Source organism: Flagellimonas sp. 2504JD4-2, assembly GCF_053642935.1.
Genome location: NZ_JBSIOV010000002.1, coordinates 428404 through 446592, shown reverse-complemented (window position 1 = coordinate 446592; position 18189 = coordinate 428404). Strand labels below are relative to the sequence as shown.

At 40.2% G+C, this 18189-nt stretch carries 21 protein-coding genes; 7 read left to right on the top strand and 14 right to left on the bottom strand.

All coding sequences use genetic code 11. The features are described 5' to 3' along the window. Genes ACULLH_RS08630 through recF form a run of 3 tightly spaced genes read right to left on the bottom strand, consistent with a single transcriptional unit; the run spans nt 1 to nt 1797 of the window. The gene (locus tag ACULLH_RS08630; RefSeq protein WP_454088340.1) at nt 1–297 is read right to left on the bottom strand and encodes a DUF721 domain-containing protein; all 297 of its coding nucleotides are present in this window, start codon (nt 295–297) and stop codon (nt 1–3) included. Then, nucleotides 297–716 carry a hypothetical protein gene (locus ACULLH_RS08625; protein WP_454088339.1) on the bottom strand — a complete coding sequence of 140 codons (420 nt, stop codon included), beginning with the start codon at nt 714–716 and terminating at the stop codon, nt 297–299. Before ACULLH_RS08625 ends, ACULLH_RS08630 begins: the two co-directional genes overlap by 1 nt. A gap of 1 nt (nt 717) precedes the next feature. Next, nucleotides 718–1797, bottom strand: a complete 1080-nt coding sequence (gene recF / locus ACULLH_RS08620) for a DNA replication/repair protein RecF (protein WP_454088338.1) — start codon at nt 1795–1797, stop codon at nt 718–720. Between the two features lie 126 nt (nt 1798–1923). On the opposite strand from recF, the gene ACULLH_RS08615 reads away from it, so the two are divergent. From ACULLH_RS08615 to ACULLH_RS08585, 7 genes are all read left to right on the top strand, one after another. Beyond that, a complete protein-coding gene (locus tag ACULLH_RS08615; protein WP_454088337.1) occupies nt 1924–2682 on the top strand; it encodes a tetratricopeptide repeat protein in 759 nt (252 codons plus the stop codon). A gap of 6 nt (nt 2683–2688) precedes the next feature. Further along, nucleotides 2689–3168: a 6,7-dimethyl-8-ribityllumazine synthase gene (ribH, locus tag ACULLH_RS08610; RefSeq protein ID WP_454088336.1), complete on the top strand. Its 480-nt coding sequence runs from the start codon at nt 2689–2691 to the stop codon at nt 3166–3168. A 167-nt stretch (nt 3169–3335) separates the two neighbouring features. Continuing rightward, nucleotides 3336–3620 (top strand): riboflavin synthase subunit beta, encoded by a 285-nt coding sequence (locus ACULLH_RS08605; RefSeq protein WP_454088335.1) that lies wholly within the window; start codon nt 3336–3338, stop codon nt 3618–3620. After that, nucleotides 3620–5467, top strand: a complete 1848-nt coding sequence (mutL, locus tag ACULLH_RS08600) for a DNA mismatch repair endonuclease MutL (RefSeq protein ID WP_454088334.1) — start codon at nt 3620–3622, stop codon at nt 5465–5467. The genes ACULLH_RS08605 and mutL overlap by 1 nt, the downstream gene beginning before the upstream one ends. Further along, nucleotides 5468–6202, top strand: coding sequence for a rhomboid family intramembrane serine protease (locus tag ACULLH_RS08595; protein ID WP_454088333.1), 735 nt, complete (start codon nt 5468–5470; stop codon nt 6200–6202). Nucleotides 6203–6205: 3 nt separating this feature from the next. Further along, nucleotides 6206–7069, top strand: coding sequence for a rhomboid family intramembrane serine protease (locus tag ACULLH_RS08590; RefSeq protein ID WP_454088332.1), 864 nt, complete (start codon nt 6206–6208; stop codon nt 7067–7069). A gap of 63 nt (nt 7070–7132) precedes the next feature. Then, nucleotides 7133–8128 carry an endonuclease/exonuclease/phosphatase family protein gene (locus ACULLH_RS08585; RefSeq protein WP_454088331.1) on the top strand — a complete coding sequence of 332 codons (996 nt, stop codon included), beginning with the start codon at nt 7133–7135 and terminating at the stop codon, nt 8126–8128. Here ACULLH_RS08585 and ACULLH_RS08580 read toward each other — a convergent pair. The 11 genes from ACULLH_RS08580 to ACULLH_RS08530 form a co-directional block, all read right to left on the bottom strand. Beyond that, nucleotides 8117–8425: a DUF6122 family protein gene (locus tag ACULLH_RS08580; protein WP_454088330.1), complete on the bottom strand. Its 309-nt coding sequence runs from the start codon at nt 8423–8425 to the stop codon at nt 8117–8119. The two genes, ACULLH_RS08585 and ACULLH_RS08580, sit on opposite strands and share 12 nt — an antisense overlap. After that, nucleotides 8418–9044 carry a WbqC family protein gene (locus tag ACULLH_RS08575; RefSeq protein WP_454088828.1) on the bottom strand — a complete coding sequence of 209 codons (627 nt, stop codon included), beginning with the start codon at nt 9042–9044 and terminating at the stop codon, nt 8418–8420. The genes ACULLH_RS08580 and ACULLH_RS08575 overlap by 8 nt, the downstream gene beginning before the upstream one ends. A gap of 25 nt (nt 9045–9069) precedes the next feature. Beyond that, nucleotides 9070–9441 carry a four helix bundle protein gene (locus ACULLH_RS08570; RefSeq protein WP_454088329.1) on the bottom strand — a complete coding sequence of 124 codons (372 nt, stop codon included), beginning with the start codon at nt 9439–9441 and terminating at the stop codon, nt 9070–9072. Between the two features lie 43 nt (nt 9442–9484). Further along, nucleotides 9485–11185 (bottom strand): signal peptidase I, encoded by a 1701-nt coding sequence (gene lepB / locus ACULLH_RS08565; protein ID WP_454088328.1) that lies wholly within the window; start codon nt 11183–11185, stop codon nt 9485–9487. A 47-nt stretch (nt 11186–11232) separates the two neighbouring features. Further along, nucleotides 11233–11934 carry a 4-hydroxy-tetrahydrodipicolinate reductase gene (gene dapB, locus ACULLH_RS08560; RefSeq protein ID WP_454088327.1) on the bottom strand — a complete coding sequence of 234 codons (702 nt, stop codon included), beginning with the start codon at nt 11932–11934 and terminating at the stop codon, nt 11233–11235. 3 nt (nt 11935–11937) lie between these two features. Further along, nucleotides 11938–12582: a DUF5683 domain-containing protein gene (locus ACULLH_RS08555; protein WP_454088326.1), complete on the bottom strand. Its 645-nt coding sequence runs from the start codon at nt 12580–12582 to the stop codon at nt 11938–11940. Continuing rightward, entirely contained in the window at nt 12575–13486 is a 912-nt protein-coding gene (locus ACULLH_RS08550; protein ID WP_454088325.1) for a ParB/RepB/Spo0J family partition protein, read from the bottom strand. Before ACULLH_RS08550 ends, ACULLH_RS08555 begins: the two co-directional genes overlap by 8 nt. Beyond that, nucleotides 13487–14260, bottom strand: coding sequence for a ParA family protein (locus ACULLH_RS08545; protein WP_454088324.1), 774 nt, complete (start codon nt 14258–14260; stop codon nt 13487–13489). It lies immediately after the preceding gene. Nucleotides 14261–14395: 135 nt separating this feature from the next. Further along, nucleotides 14396–16474 carry a methylmalonyl-CoA mutase gene (gene scpA / locus ACULLH_RS08540; protein WP_454088323.1) on the bottom strand — a complete coding sequence of 693 codons (2079 nt, stop codon included), beginning with the start codon at nt 16472–16474 and terminating at the stop codon, nt 14396–14398. Then, entirely contained in the window at nt 16467–17864 is a 1398-nt protein-coding gene (locus ACULLH_RS08535; protein ID WP_454088322.1) for a methylmalonyl-CoA mutase subunit beta, read from the bottom strand. The genes scpA and ACULLH_RS08535 overlap by 8 nt, the downstream gene beginning before the upstream one ends. Continuing rightward, the gene (locus ACULLH_RS08530; protein WP_454088321.1) at nt 17857–18189 is read right to left on the bottom strand and encodes an FtsB family cell division protein; all 333 of its coding nucleotides are present in this window, start codon (nt 18187–18189) and stop codon (nt 17857–17859) included. The genes ACULLH_RS08535 and ACULLH_RS08530 overlap by 8 nt, the downstream gene beginning before the upstream one ends.

Here is an 18189-nt window from a genome sequence, read left to right as displayed (position 1 = left end):
TTATCTTAAGATCAATTTTTTTATCAATTCTTTTTTTAACTCCTCATTCAGCATGGCAATTATTTTAGATTTGCCATGACTTAGTTCTTCCCGAAGCACTGAAGAAGAGAGGGATACATAAAGTGTTTCATTTTTGAGTTCCACCGAGGTTGTATAATTGTTGACACCATTGCCCATCAATTTTTCCCAGGCTCCCTTGGCATCGACCTTGTCCATACCCTTTTGAAGCTTATTCTCTTTGATGAATTCGTTCAAAGCCTCACTTAACGGAATATGTGAATTATGTCTTTTGGCCATCACTTCGGAATGGTTATGGGTTCGAACCGTTTGTAATTATACAAAACATTGTCGCTAAGAACCGTAAATGAAATAGAATCCAGTGCTACCAATTTTTCTTCCCACTCGCTAAGATCATTTTTATAACGCAGTATGAAAGCGCCATTTGCCTCAATCAGGTTAAAAACTTCCTGTTTGTTTGAAGTGTGATAGGTGCCATCGAATTTAGGTTGCATCTTTTTACGGAAACCTTGGTCATTTTCAAGTTGGATAAAATCAATGGTTGGATTTACCGTATAGTTTTTTTCGGAGCCATCCGGAAAAGTAACTTCCGAGATTTCCCAGTACCCGTTCAAGTATGGCAAATCTTCTTTGGAAATTGATTTTTCCTGGCAGGCAAACAGCACTAACAAACCTCCAAAAAGCAAGATTTTCTTCATGCTACAAGGTAAAGATTTTATAGCTCTGCCTGATATTTTTAACTACATTTTCTGTACGTTCGGCATGCGTATCACTTATAAAGATTTGACCAAAATTGTCATTGTCGACCAAACCTACGATTTGGGCTACTCGATGTTCATCCAACTTGTCAAAAATGTCATCCAGCAACAATATTGGCGTGGTTTTAGCCTGTTCTTTTATAAAGTGGAACTGCGCCAATTTCAGCGCTATTAAAAAGGATTTTTGCTGCCCCTGGCTACCAAATTTTTTAATGGGATGGCCGGCAATGGTAAAGCTTAGGTCATCTTTGTGAATACCAACACTGGTATATTGCAAGGCTCTGTCTTTATCGGTGGCTCCCTGCAAAAGTTCCAACAGGCTCTTTCCCGATAACTGACTCTCGTAAGAAAGCATGATTTGTTCATCCTTCTCTGAAATATGGGCGTATTGCTCCTGGAATATCGGAATGAATGATGAGATAAAACCAACCCTTTTTTTGTGAATTTCCGTTCCTAAAAGATGCAGTTGCTCATTGTAAACCGCTAAAGTGTCTGGATCAAAGGTATTATTGGCCACAAAGTATTTTAACAACGAATTCCGCTGAACCAAAACCTTGTTGTATTTGATAAGGGTTTGGAGGTATTCCTTGTCTGATTGGGAGATAACACCATCAATAAATTTTCTTCTGGTGTCACTGCCCTCAATGATCAAATCGCGATCCGAAGGTGAAATGATTACCAAGGGCAAAAAGCCAATATGTTCGGAAAACTTCTCATAGGCCTTACCGTTTCGTTTGATGACTTTTTTTAATCCTCTTTTAAAACTGCATACAATTTTTTCAGTGCGTTCTTCTTTCTCAAATTCTCCTTCGATGACAAAAAAATCAGTGTCGTGCTTGATGTTTTGCGTGGACACTGGATTGAAATAACTTTTTCCGAAAGAAAGGTGATAAATCGCATCCAAGATGTTCGTTTTTCCCACCCCATTATCTCCAACCAAACAGTTGATTACCGGGTCGAAGTCCAAGATTTTGGAATCAAAATTTTTGTAATTGACTAAGGATAAGTGCTTTAAAAACATAAAAATCTAAAGAAGAATGCTGTTTCAAATGGCCGTGGGGCCAGTTAAAGAATCCAAAAATAACGAATAAATTAGCTTTCGGTTTTGGATAAAAACTTTATTTTTGCGCGATTAATAAAATCAAGGATGGCAACATACAAGAAGCGAGGCTTTAAGCCGAAGAATAAGGCGGAAGAAGTACAATTGGATGAGCAGAGTACAACAGCAGAGGTATTTAATACTTTAGATGAGAGTGCTTCCAAAACCGAGGCTTGGGTTCAACGGAACCAAAATTATATTTTGGGTGCCATTGGAGCTATTGCTTTGGGTGTTTTGGGTTACTTGGGATATCATGAGTTTATCCAAAAACCAAAAGAAGCATCCGCAGCCAACGAACTTTTTTACCCTCAACAATATTTTGACCAAGCTTTGACCAATGAGGTCGCTAAGGATTCATTGTTCACATTGGCTTTGAACGGAGCAGAAGGGAAATACGGCTTTTTGGATATTATTGAGGAATATAAAGGCACTAAAGCAGCAAATTTGGCTAAATATTCTGCTGGAATGACTTATTTGAACCTTCAACAATACGATAACGCTATAGCGCACCTCGAGAGTTTTTCATCTGATGATGCTGTATTGGGTGCCATGGCCAAAGGAGGTATAGGTGATGCTTTTTCACAATTGGATCAGCCAGAAGATGCGTTGGATTATTACGAAAAAGCCATTGCGCACAGCTCTAACGAATTCACAACACCGAGATTTTTGTACAAAGCAGGTGTTATTGCACTTGATCTAGGTCAAAACGAAAAGGCTTTGGGCTTTTTTGAGCGAATCAAACAAGATTTTTCAACTTCTCAGGAAGCAAACGGTATAGATGCGCTTATTGGGTTGACTAAAAGTTAGAAATAAATGGCCACCGAGAATAAGAACTTATCGGCCTATGATAAGACCACGATCCCAAATGCGAAGTCACTTCGGTTTGGGATTGTTGTTTCTGAGTGGAACGAAACAATTACCGAAGGACTTTATGATGGTGCAGTAGAAGCTCTTTTGGATTGTGGAGCAGTAGCTGGGAACATCTTACGTTGGAATGTGCCAGGAAGTTTCGAACTTACCTATGGCTGCAAAAAGATGCTTTCCACACAAAAAGTTGATGCCGTAATTGCTATCGGCAGTGTAATTCGTGGAGAAACCAGTCATTTCGATTTTGTCTGTTCTGCCACCGCACAGGGGATAAAAGATTTAAATGTTCAGTATGACACGCCTGTAATCTTCTGTGTGTTGACTGATGATACCATGCAGCAAGCCATAGACCGAAGTGGTGGTAAACATGGCAACAAGGGCACGGAAGCTGCCATAGCCGCCATAAAAATGGCAACATTAGGTTAGTAAACTCAAAAATTTAAGTTCAAACTCAGGCACAAAATATTTTTAGGTTTGAACTTTGCTTTTGATTCTTGCAGTTGAACTTCAAACTGTGTTAACATTTTTTGGCATTAGGGGGCAATCCCGTTTTTTGATTTTAAGTACCTTTGAGGTTACACGAAAAGGATACGATGCGAAATTTTCTAAAACTTAGAAAAAATAGGACCTACAATTACTCACCACGGTATTACAAAGGGGAAGGCAATCCGTATAAAATAGAACACAAACTAGATAAATACAGAAGTACTGCGCATACACAACGAGGTCTGAAAAACAAGGTTTCCTCGGCCATGGATGACTTGAAGACAGAGGGGGACAAGAACTTAAAGCTTCGTTTTCTTATCATTGTAGCAGTTTTGATATTATTGTTTCTCTATATCATCGACTTTGATTTATCGATATTCCTGAATCCCTAATGGCAGACATCATTAAACTTTTGCCAGACCATGTTGCCAATCAAATTGCAGCAGGGGAAGTGGTTCAGCGACCAGCCTCAGTAGTGAAAGAGCTTTTGGAGAACTCCATTGATGCAGGTGCCGATTTGATAAAACTTATTGTCAAGGATGCTGGTAAAACCTTGATTCAGGTTGTGGATAATGGCAGTGGAATGAGTGGAACCGATGCACGACTTTCGTTTGAGCGACATGCCACTTCCAAAATATCATGTGCAGAGGACCTGTTCAAATTGAATACCAAAGGTTTTAGAGGGGAAGCATTGGCATCTATTGCGGCAATCGCACATGTTGATTTGCAAACCCGGAAGGAAGACGAGGATGTAGGGAGCCATATTAAGATTGAGGGCAGCAAAATTATAGCACAAGAAGTAGTCGCCACACCCAAAGGGACATCGATTTCGGTTAAGAATCTTTTTTTCAATATTCCTGCGAGGCGCAATTTTTTAAAATCCCATCAAGTTGAACTAAGGCATATTACTGATGAATTTCATAGGGTGGCTTTGGTGCATCCCCATATCGAATTCCATTTTTACAATAATGGCTCTGAGATTTTCAATTTACCAAGGACAAAGTATCGCCAACGGATAACCCATGTGTTTGGCAGTCGAATGAAAGACCGTTTGGTTCCTGTCAACGAAGAAACGGAGGTGGTCAAAATATCTGGTTTTGTTTGTAAACCAGAATTTGCCAAAAAGAGTAGGGGAGAACAGTTTTTCTTTGCGAACAATAGATTTATTAAAAGTCCTTATTTACATCATGCCGTGATAGCTGCGTTTGAAGGACTCATAAAATCAGATACCTACCCCGGCTACTTTTTGTATTTGGAGGTGGATCCCGCATCGATTGACATCAACATTCATCCAACAAAAACAGAGGTGAAGTTCGATGATGAAAATACCTTATACGCCATTCTTAGGTCAACCATAAAGCATAGTTTGGGACAGTTCAATGTCGCTCCAATATTGGATTTTGAGCACGACCCCAATATGGATACCCCGTATGCCTATAAGGAGAAGGAAGCGGTAATACCCAAAGTGTCGGTGGATCCTTCATTTAACCCTTTTCAAGAAGTTGCCAGCAAATCAGTTGGTCGTTCCACATATCAGAAAACCGATGCCAAGGGTTGGGAAGATCTTTATGAAGGATTGACAGCGCCTGTAGATACGAATAACTTTAGCAGTATTGAAATTGAATCAGAAACCGCAATCCAGGGGACTTTTTATACGGATGATACGGAAGAAGCTCCCTCTGGAACCACGTTTCAGTTACGACGTAAGTACGTGGTAAGTACCATTAAATCGGGCATGTTGGTCATCAACCAGAATCGGGCACATGAACGGATTCTTTTTGAAAAGTTCTTAGGTGAGATTACGGTAAAGGAAGGTATAAGTCAGCAATTACTTTTTCCTTTGGAACTCCCGTTTTCCAATCAAGACAGAGTGGTTTTAAAAGAAATAGAAGAAAGTCTGTCAAACGTCGGCTTTATGTTCGAAACATTGGACGATGAAACGGTAAAAGTGACAGGTGTTCCCACAACCGTCGCAGAAAGTGGAATTGGCACGGTATTGGATCACTTGATAGCGGACTATAAAGAGGGGTTTGAGGGGAGTAAAGTGTCACAGGCTGAACTATTGGCAAAAACATTGTCCAAGAATCTAGCTGTAAAAACAGGGGACGTATTGGATCAAGAATCGCAATTGGCCCTCGTAAACGATTTGTTTGCTTGTAAGGAACCTGCATTAAGTCCGTTCCAAAAGATAACATACACTACTATCTCCGAAGGGGATATCGAAAAAAAAATGAACTAAATGGGTAGATTAACAGATGCGGTAAAACACATATTGATCATTAATGTGATATTGTTTTTCGCGACCCAAATGTACGGAGATCAAATGTACCAATGGTTGTCCCTTTGGTTTCCCCAAAATGGAAATTTTCAATGGTGGCAGGTGGTCAGCCATATGTTCATGCATGGTAATTTAATGCATATTCTTTTTAATATGTATGCCTTGTGGGCGTTTGGGACACCCCTGGAACGTGTATGGGGAAGAAATAAGTTTCTGTTTTTCTATTTCTCGGCTGGATTGGGTTCGGCGATGCTTCACACGGGAGTCAACTATTATCTGTTTAATGAAGGATTGAATGCACTTGTTAGCGCCGGTATGACCGAACAACAGGTGTTGGATATAATTTCTAGAGGGCAATACAGTCCTGATTGGTACAATATGGCACCGCGCAGTACCATAGAAAATTTTCTTAGTGCATATAACACCCCCGTTGTCGGAGCTTCAGGAGCTATCTACGGGATTTTGGTAGCCTTTGCCTTTATGTATTCTGAAGCAAAATTGATGCTGATATTTTTACCAGTTCCGATTAAAGCAAAATACTTTGTGCCATTATTGTTGGCTGTCGATTTAATCTTCGGAATTGGCAATGTAAACACAGGAATTGCGCATTTTGCCCATATTGGTGGAGCTCTGATAGGCTTTATAATGATGTGGTACTGGAAAAAGAATGAGTTTAATCAAAATCGATGGGATTGATCTATGGCTGGAGGAATTCAATATAATTTTGCCCGACTCAATATTGCTGAAAAGCTTATTGTTGTCAACGTTCTTGTTTTCATTTTTGATGGACTTTCGTTGGCATTGTTGGGTGGGTCTGTAGTCAGCTGGTTTCAGCTGCCCCAGGATTTTATCGAATTTTTGGGCCAACCATGGTCATTGGTGACCTATTCCTTTTTTCATGCTGGCATAGGACATATCTTTTGGAATATGATCATGCTCTATTTTGCTGGTCGCATCTTTCTTAACCTCTTTGACAATCAAAGATTTTTGAATGTATACTTTTTGGGTGTAATCGTGGGCGGTGCTGTTTTTCTGCTCAGTTATAATGTCTTTCCGAGCTTATTGAATACCCAAACGGCCCTGATTGGAGCTTCGGCCGGGGTTACTGCGGTATTGATATTTATATGTGCTTATATTCCAAATCAAGAGGTTCGAATTATATTCTTCAATGTCAAGCTTTGGTATGTGGGTGCTTTTTTTGTTTTGGTAGATTTAATTCAGATTCCATATGGGGCCAATGTAGGAGGCAGGCTGGCCCATTTGGGAGGAGCAGCCCTAGGGTATGTTTATGCAAGACAACTGCTCAAGGGAAATGACATCGGTTCAGGATTCACAAAAATCAGAAATGGTATTGCCCAAATTTTCAAGCCCAGAGAAAAAAAGGCTCCCTTGAAAACCGTTTATAAAAAGAATACTGCCAAAGGTAAAAGCAAGGCTGAATACGATAAAGAGGCCAACCAGCGAAAAATAGATGCTATTTTGGACAAGATCAGCAAATCTGGTTATGAAAGCCTTTCCAAAGCGGAAAAGGATTTTTTATTTAAAGCAGGTAAAGAAGATTAAAGTGTGAAGAGAGTTTTGTCTTTTTTGAACAAGCTTGTCCTTTTTGTCAACCTTATTTTTATTATGGTTACGACAATAGCATTACTTGTACCTTATGTTCCTGTAACCTATATGCCAACACTGTCAACAGTTAGTCTGGTAATACCAATTTTGGTGTGTATTCATGTAGTGTTTGTCATTTTTTGGTTGTTTAGAAAAAAGAGATTTTGGCTTTGGTCAGCGGTTACTCTTGTTGCTTGGTATGCATTTTTAGGCCCTTTTTATGAGTTTTCACAAGAAAATGAAAATCTAAATGAGGCTGAGAACATTTCCATTATGTCGTTCAATTCCCGTAGGTTCAATGAACATCGACAATTGGATATCGATAATGTAGATAGTTTAATACTGGATTTTGTAAACCGGAATGATCCCGATATCCTTTGTTTTCAAGAATGTTATTATGAGATGAAGCGTAGTGACAATGATGCGCTTAGTCAATATCCCTATAAATATATAGATTATGTATATGGAAAACCGGCAACTAGGGTCATACAGGCTGTTTATTCTAAATTCCCCATAATAGCCAAAGATTCTATTTTATTTCCAAAAAGTGCAAACAGTGCGATATACACTGATATATTATACAAGCAGGATACCGTAAGAATATATAATGTTCACCTACAATCTTTTAGGATAATTCCGGAAATTGGTGCAATCAAGAATCAAAAATCGTCAAAACTTTTCGCCAGGAGTAAAAGTGTTATGCTCAAGCAGTATGTACAAGCTATGTTGATAAGGGATAATATGCGCCAAAACCATCATAAAAAGATTTTGGTTGGTGATTTCAACAATACCCAATATTCCAACATCTACAGAACTATTAGAGGTGATATGCAAGACACTTATTTGGAAAAAGGTAATGGATTTGGGAGAACATACAACCTTCTAGGATTTCCCATCCGAATCGATTATATCATGGCCGACGAAGATTTTGAGGTTATTTCCCATAAAAACTTTGATGAGAAATTGTCCGATCATTATCCGATAATGGCCACCTTACGACTCAAATCAGAGGAGTAAGCAATCGACCATATCCGCTATAATATGAATGATCAATCCGAGGCCCAATAATCTTGTTTGTTTGAAAAAAGGTAGAATGCAATAGCCAAAAATTGCGAGATAACTGTGTAGTGGGTGAAAGCCGATGCTGCATCTACCCGGGTCGAAAATAGGAGTTGCCAAAAGATGGTCCAAATCAATGAGCATTCCTGCCAGGAGTATTGGCAACACCTTCAATCTCCTCTCCTTAAAAAAGATAAAAGCAATCAATATGGGAACTATAAAATGTATGCCGTAATGGAGAAAGAACCTAAGCATTTAAAAAGTCCAATGAATGATTCTTCAAATAGTTGGGCGCGTTAGTTCCTTCATTGAAGAGCAGGTCTAGAATACTTACGTTAGGAACAAAGCCATTCCGCTCCTCAAAAACTTGGGGATATGGGTTCACGTCAAGAACCAACTTTTTTTTCGCGTCTACCAAAAACCGGGCATCTTCATATTGTGAGGTTTGTTTCTCATAGGATTCAGTACCTTGGGTTGGCATCTGAATTCCCAAACAATCGCATATTACCTTAGTGGTTTTCAAATTGAAGTCAAAAAGGGTCTCAGGCCCACTGGTAAAAACCGGTTTTAAATCATCCTCATAAAACTCAAAGAATGGAGAGGTTCTATAGGCGGTTTCCAAGGTTTTCCAGTGCAATTTTTGCCAGCCGTAGCTATTGTCCGTTGCAACTTCATTATACTTTTGCCGACCTTCTTTTCCGCCCACATGTTTTATTGGAATGTTCAACATGTGTTTGCCTTGATCCGTGCTGATATAGCATCTATTTCTATAGGTTTGTTTCTGAAAATTGTCATGAAACTCCCAAACGACATCCCTTTGAACAATAACCGCAAACGTGGCTATGCTTGGGAAATACGTTGGGTGGAGAAGTATTTGTTGATTTGTTGACTTGATAATATTATTTTTTCAAATTACTATTTTGAAAATTCCTTAAGGCATTGAGTTTGTTTGTAATGCTTTCAAGTTTGATTCGCAGTTTCCGGTAATTGTCCAAAGAAATTAATTTAAGTTCATAGGACAATATCAACTGATTTAGAACCTCCACAGCCGAACCGAACGAGATTGTTGTGAAACGGGCTTTGTCTTTTGAGGTTTTTCTTGAGGAACCTTCAGCTATATTAGAACAGATACAAACAGCACCCCTTCTCAATTGAGAGATGAGTCTAAATTTTTCATCATCTGGAAAGGAAGATGTAATCTCGTATATTTCTACGGTTAAAATTTTCGATTCTTTCCAAACGTCCAATTTTTCGAATGAGTAAGTGTACATAAGTTTTGGGATTTTATTATGTACAAATAAACGGATTATCGAACTAACTTTTACCCTTCTTCCTCTTCCTTATAAAATCGAAAATGAACCACCCGGCAATCACCATCAAAAAGTATTTGAAGTATGAAACAGGTTCCCCGCTTCCACCCACAGTGGTGAAAATTCGATTCCAGCGTGGTCTCCAGTTAAACAATCCATTATTGAAATTATCAAAACTCATCCAAAGGAATACGGGTTTACCAACAATATGGTTTGCCGGAACGTACCCCCAGACCCTACTGTCCTCAGAATGGTCACGATTATCTCCCATCATCCAATAATAATCTTGTTTGAAGGTGTAAGAGGAAGCTTCCTGATCGTTTATGAATACTTTCTCTCCAGAAACCTTTACATCGTTATGCTCGTAATCGCGAATGATCTTTTTATAAAGAGGGATGGTCTTATGGTTGATTTCCACCGTGGTTCCCGCCTTCGGAATATAAATTGGTCCAAACTGGTCATTGTTCCAAGGGTAGTAGTTTGGTTTTTGCGGGAATGAGCCCCCATAAACACCTTTGCCCTCATCTGTTCTAATTACCGAGTCAATGTCAGGATTTGCCTCTAGTTGCGATACCATTTCGTACGTAAGATTGGCCACTCGAGACCTTGGTTTCTCCTCGGTCAACGATAACCTCAATTGTCGAATCACCTCGGTAGGAATCCCTTTCTCTTGTGTTGTAAGCTCAATATTTCCGTTAGGGGCCTGTCTAACACCCAAAATGAAAGAAGCCAGTGCATCCACCTGATTTTGGTTAATACTTGTGGCAATATATTTTCTCAAATAGTCGGTAGCTTCAACCTCTGCCAAAAGCCTGCTTGAGACACCTTTTTGAGCGTAAATGATGTAATCATACATTACTTTGGCGCGTTCCGAGAGCTCAAGTCTTTCACCATTGATATGCACAAAACCATCAACTATGGACAAAGAATCTCCAGGAGTCCCCACACATCGTTTTACGTAGTTGGACTTTTTATCAATGGGCTTTTCGACTTTTCGTTCAGCGACAAAAAACTGTCGAACCGTATCAGCTGGCCAACTAAAAACGACGATATCATTCTTTTTGACATCATTAAATCCAGGTAATCTGAAAAAAGGGATTTGAGGTTTATTCAAATAAGATTTCGTTTTTAATAACGGTAGGGTATCGTGTACCATTGGTGCAGCCACCGCGGTCATGGGAACACGGGCTCCATAATGAAATTTGCTTACAAACAGGAAATCACCGATCCGTAAGGTACGTTCCAAGGAAGGAGTCGGAATTACATAGGGTTGAATAAAGTAGGTATGTACAAATGTTGCTGCTACAATCGCAAAAACGATGGAGCTTATCCATTCACCCAATCCGGTTTTGGGTTTTAAATCCCGGTCCTCGATATACTTAACATCTTCCGCGTAGTTGACGTAATAGATATAAAAACCAAGGGTCAGGATCGCTGCCCAGGTGTCCACAAGTTTGTTTTTGCCGAAACTTCTCAAGGTTTCAACCCAAACTACTGGGAACATTAACAGGTTGATAATTGGAATAAACAACAATAATACCCACCACCATGGCCGGTTAATTATTTTCATTAAAACAACCCCATTGTAAATCGGTATTGCTGCTTCCCAAGCTTTTCTACCAGCTTTTACATAGAGTTTCCAGGTTCCTAAAAAGTGAATTACCTGTACAATCAATATAAAAATGATCCACTGTGTACCGTCCATATATAAGTTTATTTTTTAGACTGAAAGTCCAAAGTGTTGTTACGTTTTTATTCTAGATTTAACACATCTTTCATAGAAAAAACCCCAGTTTTCCCATGAATCCATTCTGCTGCGATTACGGCTCCCAAGGCAAAACCCTCTCTATTGTGGGCCGTATGTTTTATTTCAAGATCATCTACCAAACTTTGATACGCTATGGTGTGGGTCCCGGGTACTGTACCTTCCCGTTTGGATGTAATCGAAATTGTTTTTTCACCTGATTCATCCAATTTCCAATCTTGATAACCAGTATTTGCAATAATTCCTTCTGCCAACGAAATGGCCGTTCCACTTGGAGCATCCAATTTTTGGGTATGATGTATCTCTTCCATGGTGACGTTGTACTGATCTAGGGATTTCATCATTTTGGCCAAATAGGAATTCAACGCAAAAAATATGTTTACGCCCAGACTAAAATTTGAGGCATAGATAAATGCTCCTTTTTTTTCATTGCAGATTTTTGTTGCTTCATCGTATCTGGAGAGCCATCCCGTTGTGCCCGAAATCACCGGAATACCATTGTCAAAACAAGTGGTTATATTGCTGAATGCTGCATCAGGTGTACTAAAGTCTATTGCCACATCTATATGCTGATAATCAACATCAGTGGTATCAACATCCACTCTGGCAACAATGGAATGTCCTCTTTGTTGAGCAATTTGCTCAATCATTTTACCCATTTTGCCATAGCCGAACAAGCCAATTTTCATAAGCTAAAATTTAACGACCAAAGCCACTCCGTAATTTGGTTGGTTGGTCACAGGATTAAGATCTAGATAAGGCTTAAAATCTATGGCCAAATCATCATCGACATTATATTGTTTTAAATGCGCATCAACATTGGCGTCAATTACATTGAGAGCATACAAGACTATGGTGATAAGTAACGACAAATCACGGTCACGTTGTGTGCTTTCCTGAGCATCTTGAAGAGCATCGAGGGATATGTCCGGGCCTTCGCCGTCCCCATTGATATCATAAAATTCGTCATCTGTAAAGCCAGCTCTTCGTCGTTTAAACGCATCCCTGGCTGAATTGTATTGGGTGTTATTGTAAGAATAGACGTAGATACCTGTTCCGATAGCGCCCCAAACCAAAGGTGCTTTCCAATAGCGTTTGTTATAGATTTGTCCAAGACCTGGCAATATGGCCGAATAGAATGCTGCCTTGCTGGGTGCCAATGGATTTATTTTTTTCTTGGCAAAAGAAACTTCCTCAATGGTAATGCCTTTTCCCTCGAGATCTTGGGTCAGGGAATCGATTTCCTTTGGAGGGACCTCTCCTTCTTCTTTTTCCTGAGAGAAAGCAAATTGGAAGGAAAGCAATAAAATGAAAGAAAAAAAGAGGTTCTTAATCACCTGTCAATAATTTTTTTAAGCGCTGAAATTCCTCTTTGGAATGGAATGGAATTACAATCTTTCCTTTCCCGTTTTGTGATGTGGAGATATCTACCTGGGTTGATAAATGTTTTTTAAACGCATCCATTCCTTTGGAGATAAAATTGGGGACTTCTTTTTGAGAAGGTTGTTTTTTGTTGACAGAAGTTCCGTTCTTACCATCTTTATAAGCCTTGACCAAGCGTTCTGTTTCCCTTACTGAAAGACCATCGGAAACGACTTTTTCATAAATATTGATCTGATCTTTTTTCTTTTCAATATTTATCAAGGCGCGTCCGTGTCCCATGGTCACGAATCCATCTCGCATCCCGGTTTGAATAATAGGATGCAGTTTTAGCAAACGTAGATAATTGGTTATGGTAGATCGTTTTTTGCCTACACGATCACTTAATTTTTCTTGGGTAACTTGAATTTCATCAATGAGTCGTTGATAGGACAGAGCAATCTCGATGGGATCAAGGTCCTGACGTTGGATGTTTTCGACCAAGGCCATTTCCAATGATTCTTGATCGTTCGCAATCCTAATGTATGAGGGAATGGTTTTGAGGCCTACCAACTTGGATGCTCTATACCTTCTTTCTCCCGATACAAGTTGAAATTTATCGAAATCAAGTTTTCTTACGGTAATAGGTTGGATGATTCCAAGTTCCCTGATAGAACTTGCCAATTCTTGGAGCGTTTCATCGTTAAAATTGGAGCGGGGCTGAAAGGGATTTACCTCAATGGAATCAATATCCAGTTCAACTACATTTCCAATGACCTTGTCCGCATTTTTGTCCGAAACGGATTGAATATCGTTTTCCGGATCTTTTAAAAGCGCGGACAGACCTCTTCCCAAAGCCTGTTTTTTGGTTGCTTTCGCCATTTAAACTTTCTCCTTGTTTTTCTTCAATATTTCATTGGCCAAGTTCAGGTAATTAGTAGCCCCTTTGCTACTTGCATCATATTTGATGATGCTTTCCCCATAACTCGGTGCTTCACTAAGCCTTACATTTCTTTGTATAATGGTATCAAAGACCATATCCGCAAAGTGTTTCTTAACCTCTTCCACCACTTGATTCGAAAGACGTAACCTTGAATCGTACATGGTCAACAACATACCCTCAATATCCAAATCGTTGTTATGGATTTTCTGGACACTCTTCACCGTATTCAACAATTTGCCCAAACCTTCCAGCGCAAAGTATTCACACTGAATCGGAATCATAACCGAATCTGCAGCTGTTAAGGCATTCAAAGTCAATAATCCCAATGAGGGTGCGCAATCGATTAAGATAAAATCATATCTATCACCCAAGCCCTTTAAGGCTTCTTTCAACATATATTCTCTGTTGTCCTTGTCGACCAATTCTATTTCAATGGCGACCAAGTCAATGTGTGCAGGAACAAGATCAACGTTGGGAGAATCTGTTTGAATGATTACCTCATCGATTGACTTTGTATGTTCCAATAATTGATAGGTTCCTTGTTCAACACTATCTACATCAATGCCCAATCCGGATGTTGCATTGGCCTGTGGGTCGGCATCAATCAACAACACCTTTTTTTCCAGTACACCAAGTGAGGCGGCAAGGTTTACCGTTGTTGTTGTCTTACCTACACCACCCTTCTGATTCGCAATAGCAATTATCTTGCCCATTTCATAGTAAGTTAGGCGTTAAAAATACGATTATTTAAGACGTTATAAAATGTATTTTGTTAACACTAGGTGAATAACACTTGCAATGTGCGTTAAAGAAAGTTAAAGTTTTAGTTATTAGGTTTTTAGGAAAGGTCAGTCCATCAAAATCTTCAAGATTTCAATCGCCGCGTCGCTAATTTTGGTACCAGGACCGAATACTGCAACAGCGCCATGATCAAGTAAGTGCTTGTAATCCTGCTTCGGAATCACCCCGCCAACTATAACAAGGATATCTTCCCTGCCATAATCTTTTAGTTCTTTGATAACCTCAGGAACCAATGTTTTGTGACCACCTGCCAAGGAAGAAATTCCCAGAACATGCACATCGTTCTCAACCGCTTGTTTGGCAACTTCGGAAGGTGTTTGGAAGAGCGGGCCTATATCCACATCGAAGCCGAGATCTGCATAGCCCGTAGCTACCACTTTTGCTCCGCGGTCATGGCCATCTTGTCCCATCTTGGCGATCATGATCCGTGGACGTCTGCCTTCTTCCATGGCAAAATCGTCCGCCATTTGTCTGGCGTTTTCAAAACTTTCGTCGTTTTTGATTTCTTTGGAATACACTCCTGTAAACGATTGAATTTTTGCTTGATACCGGCCAAAGGCATTTTCCATCGCATCGCTTATCTCTCCAAGCGTAGCACGCAGTTTGGCAGCGGTAACGGCTAAAGCTAATAAATTTTCACGCGCCGTGCCGTTTTGCAATGCCTTTTTGGAAGCTTTGGTAATTTCGGCCAAAGCTGTTTGCACCGCAGACTCATTTCGGTTGGATTTTAACTGTTGTAGCTGAGCGACCTGCTGTTTGCGAACTTTATCGTTGTCCACTTCCAAAATTTGAAGCTCATCCTCATCATCCAAAACATATTTGTTGACCCCTACAATGGTGTCCTGACCACTATCGATACGTGCCTGCTTTTTTGCGGCGGCTTCCTCAATACGCATTTTTGGAATTCCAGCTTCGATGGCCTTGGTCATTCCGCCCAATTTTTCAACTTCCTGAATCAGTTCCCAGGCTTCATGGGCAATTTGTTGGGTGAGTTCCTCCACCAGATGGCTTCCCGCCCAGGGATCCACAGTTTTGGTGATGTGGGTTTCTTGTTGCAGATAAATCTGTGTATTTCTTGCAATTCTTGCTGAAAAATCCGTGGGAAGGGCAATAGCTTCATCCAAAGCGTTTGTATGCAAACTCTGTGTGCCACCAAAGGCCGCGGCCATGGCTTCAATGGTTGTTCGGGCCACATTGTTGAAGGGATCTTGCTCCGTTAAGCTCCATCCACTGGTTTGGCTGTGGGTTCGGAGCATTAGGGATTTTTCATTCTTGGGATCAAATTCCTTGACCAATTTCGCCCACAGCATTCGACCCGCCCGCATTTTGGCGATTTCCGTAAAATGGTTCATTCCAATTCCCCAGAAAAAGGACAGACGCGGCGCAAAATCATCAATTTTTAATCCAGCTTTTATCCCGGTCCTGATATATTCGATACCATCGGCCAATGTATATGCGAGTTCGATTGCGGCTGGAGCTCCAGCTTCGTGCATATGGTATCCAGAAATACTGATGCTGTTGAATTTGGGCATGTTTTTGCTCGTAAATTCAAAGATATCGGCCACTATTTGCATGGACGGAGCGGGTGGATAGATATAGGTGTTCCGAACCATGAACTCCTTGAGAATATCATTTTGAATGGTCCCGGAAAGCTTTTCCATGGAAACCCCTTGTTCCTCGGCGGCGACAATATAGAAGGCCATAATGGGAAGCACAGCACCATTCATGGTCATGGAGACCGACATTTTGTCCAGCGGGATACCATCAAAAAGGACTTTCATGTCCTCCACAGAATCGATTGCGACACCGGCCTTTCCAACATCACCTACTACACGATCATTGTCACTGTCGTACCCACGGTGTGTTGGTAAATCAAATGCAACGGAAAGCCCTTTTTGACCGGCTTCCAGATTTCTTCTGTAAAAGGCGTTACTTTCCTCTGCCGTTGAAAAACCAGCATATTGTCTAATGGTCCACGGTCTACGCACATACATGGTAGAGTAGGGACCTCGAAGAAAAGGAGGAATACCGGCAGCAAAGTTGGAATAGCCATTTGCCAAACCCTCGATGGACTCTGGTTTAGCTATTGCCGACAACTCTAGATTTTGAAGGTTTTTTCTACTCATCGTCCAATCTTTTTTGTTCCAGTTGCTCGGCCAAACGTCTTTCAATTATGGGCTCAATAATGGTCTTTCTTGGTTTGATTTTTACAAAGGGATAAAGCTCAAGCTCATTTTTCATCCGATCCTGGGTGTTTTGGTATGTATTGGTGCCCACCAAGGTAATTTCATTGGAATCAAAAAGCTCCTGCTCATTTTTGGCATTTTCTTTTATCTTTCTTTGGATGGTTCCCTTTTTCAATTCCGCTAAAAAACCTCCCGAACTTTCAATCTGTTTGAAGAGCCCCAGCGCTTTTTCTGCCAACTGCTGCGATAACGATTCGATATAATAGGAGCCTTCTGCCACTTTTGAAGCTTGGTCAAAATAACTTTCCTCTCTAAGCAATAAAAGCTGGTTCCTGGAAATACGCTCACCAAACTCATTTTCCTTGTGATAGATAGCGTCGTAGGCCATATTGCAGACCGAATCACTTCCTCCCAAAATGGCTGACATGCATTCTGATGTTGTCCGCAGCATGTTTACGTTGTAATCGTATAAGGTTTTGTTTCGTTTCGATGGAAAAGCCAAGATGTGGCACTCCGTTGAAATACCATAGGCAGATGATACTGTTTTCCACAGCCAACGTAAGGCCCTTATTTTGGCTATTTCAAAGAAATAGTTGCCTCCCACTGATACCTTAAAATTTATTGGGAAAGACCCCTCGACTGCGTTCGGGGTGACATTGTAAAAATGATTGAGGTATTCATTGGCATGGGCCAAACTGTAGGCCAATTGCTGCTGCATATTGGCACCGGCATTTTCGTATAGTGACAAATCAACACTTAGGGTTGAAGCAATATTCTTATTGTTCGTCAAGTTGAGGATTTGCTCCAAAACAGCATGATCCTTTTCCAAGTTATGGAACCAATTTCCCGACCTCGCCAAATTGCCAATAAGATCAAAATTAAGATGGATGTTGGCACTCTTACTATCTAAAAAAGAGAGTAGCTTTTCCACAGGATCGAGGGCCAAAAATTCCAAATTGAAATGCAGGGATGTTCTTTCCAAATCAATGTCCGAGAGCAATGTCTTTATGTCCAAATCATTATCTGGAACAGTGAAGATCAAACTTTCCGCACCTCTTTTTAGGGCATCGACCGCTTTTTCATTGGCCTGCTTTGAACTGCCTACATATATAGCTTGAGCAATTTTCCAGTTATGCCCTTTTGGTGGGTTGTATGTTTTCAACTCCCGTCCATCATCGGCATGATAAAAGGGTTTTATTTTAATACCCTCCTGGGATTCCCAAATGAGGGTGTCATTATAATCTGCTCCCTTAAGGTCAAATTGAATCTTCTGTTTCCATTGTTTTGCGGAAACTTCTTGAAATTCATCGAACAGTCCCGACTTACTCATTCTTTTTGGTTTTTAAGCTATCCTCATATTCAATCAAGAAGATTTCTTCGTTTTCTTTCTTCATATAATACTTCTCACGGGCGAGTTTTTCAAGCTCCCGCTTATCGGAAAACTTTTGAAGTTCTTCCTTATCCTTATCTATTTCCCCTTGAAGAAACTCTCTTTGTTCTTTCAGTTTTTTAATATCCTTTCTCAATTCTTGATGGATAAACATCGAATTTGCATCAAAAAACGCCATCCAGATAACAAAAATGGTGAGAACCAACACATACATGTTGGTGAAGGTCTTGAACCATTTTTTACTCCTTAACTCCTTTAGCCCCAT

Excerpts from the sequence above, each read along its gene's own strand:
- ACULLH_RS08595 (WP_454088333.1), top strand. The coding sequence starts at position 5,468 with ATGGGTAGATTAACAGATGCGGTAAAACACATATTGATCATTAATGTG.
- dapB (WP_454088327.1), bottom strand. The coding sequence starts at position 11,934 with ATGAAAATTGGCTTGTTCGGCTATGGCAAAATGGGTAAAATGATTGAG.
- ACULLH_RS08530 (WP_454088321.1), bottom strand. The coding sequence starts at position 18,189 with ATGGGGCTAAAGGAGTTAAGGAGTAAAAAATGGTTCAAGACCTTCACC.
- recF (WP_454088338.1), bottom strand. The coding sequence starts at position 1,797 with ATGTTTTTAAAGCACTTATCCTTAGTCAATTACAAAAATTTTGATTCC.
- ACULLH_RS08550 (WP_454088325.1), bottom strand. The coding sequence starts at position 13,486 with ATGGCGAAAGCAACCAAAAAACAGGCTTTGGGAAGAGGTCTGTCCGCG.
- ACULLH_RS08630 (WP_454088340.1), bottom strand. The coding sequence starts at position 297 with ATGGCCAAAAGACATAATTCACATATTCCGTTAAGTGAGGCTTTGAAC.
- ACULLH_RS08570 (WP_454088329.1), bottom strand. The coding sequence starts at position 9,441 with ATGTACACTTACTCATTCGAAAAATTGGACGTTTGGAAAGAATCGAAA.
- scpA (WP_454088323.1), bottom strand. The coding sequence starts at position 16,474 with ATGAGTAGAAAAAACCTTCAAAATCTAGAGTTGTCGGCAATAGCTAAA.
- ACULLH_RS08590 (WP_454088332.1), top strand. The coding sequence starts at position 6,206 with ATGGCTGGAGGAATTCAATATAATTTTGCCCGACTCAATATTGCTGAA.
- ACULLH_RS08580 (WP_454088330.1), bottom strand. The coding sequence starts at position 8,425 with ATGCTTAGGTTCTTTCTCCATTACGGCATACATTTTATAGTTCCCATA.
- ACULLH_RS08545 (WP_454088324.1), bottom strand. The coding sequence starts at position 14,260 with ATGGGCAAGATAATTGCTATTGCGAATCAGAAGGGTGGTGTAGGTAAG.
- ACULLH_RS08535 (WP_454088322.1), bottom strand. The coding sequence starts at position 17,864 with ATGAGTAAGTCGGGACTGTTCGATGAATTTCAAGAAGTTTCCGCAAAA.
- mutL (WP_454088334.1), top strand. The coding sequence starts at position 3,620 with ATGGCAGACATCATTAAACTTTTGCCAGACCATGTTGCCAATCAAATT.
- ACULLH_RS08615 (WP_454088337.1), top strand. The coding sequence starts at position 1,924 with ATGGCAACATACAAGAAGCGAGGCTTTAAGCCGAAGAATAAGGCGGAA.
- ACULLH_RS08585 (WP_454088331.1), top strand. The coding sequence starts at position 7,133 with ATGGTTACGACAATAGCATTACTTGTACCTTATGTTCCTGTAACCTAT.
- ACULLH_RS08605 (WP_454088335.1), top strand. The coding sequence starts at position 3,336 with ATGCGAAATTTTCTAAAACTTAGAAAAAATAGGACCTACAATTACTCA.
- ACULLH_RS08625 (WP_454088339.1), bottom strand. The coding sequence starts at position 716 with ATGAAGAAAATCTTGCTTTTTGGAGGTTTGTTAGTGCTGTTTGCCTGC.
- ribH (WP_454088336.1), top strand. The coding sequence starts at position 2,689 with ATGGCCACCGAGAATAAGAACTTATCGGCCTATGATAAGACCACGATC.
- lepB (WP_454088328.1), bottom strand. The coding sequence starts at position 11,185 with ATGGACGGTACACAGTGGATCATTTTTATATTGATTGTACAGGTAATT.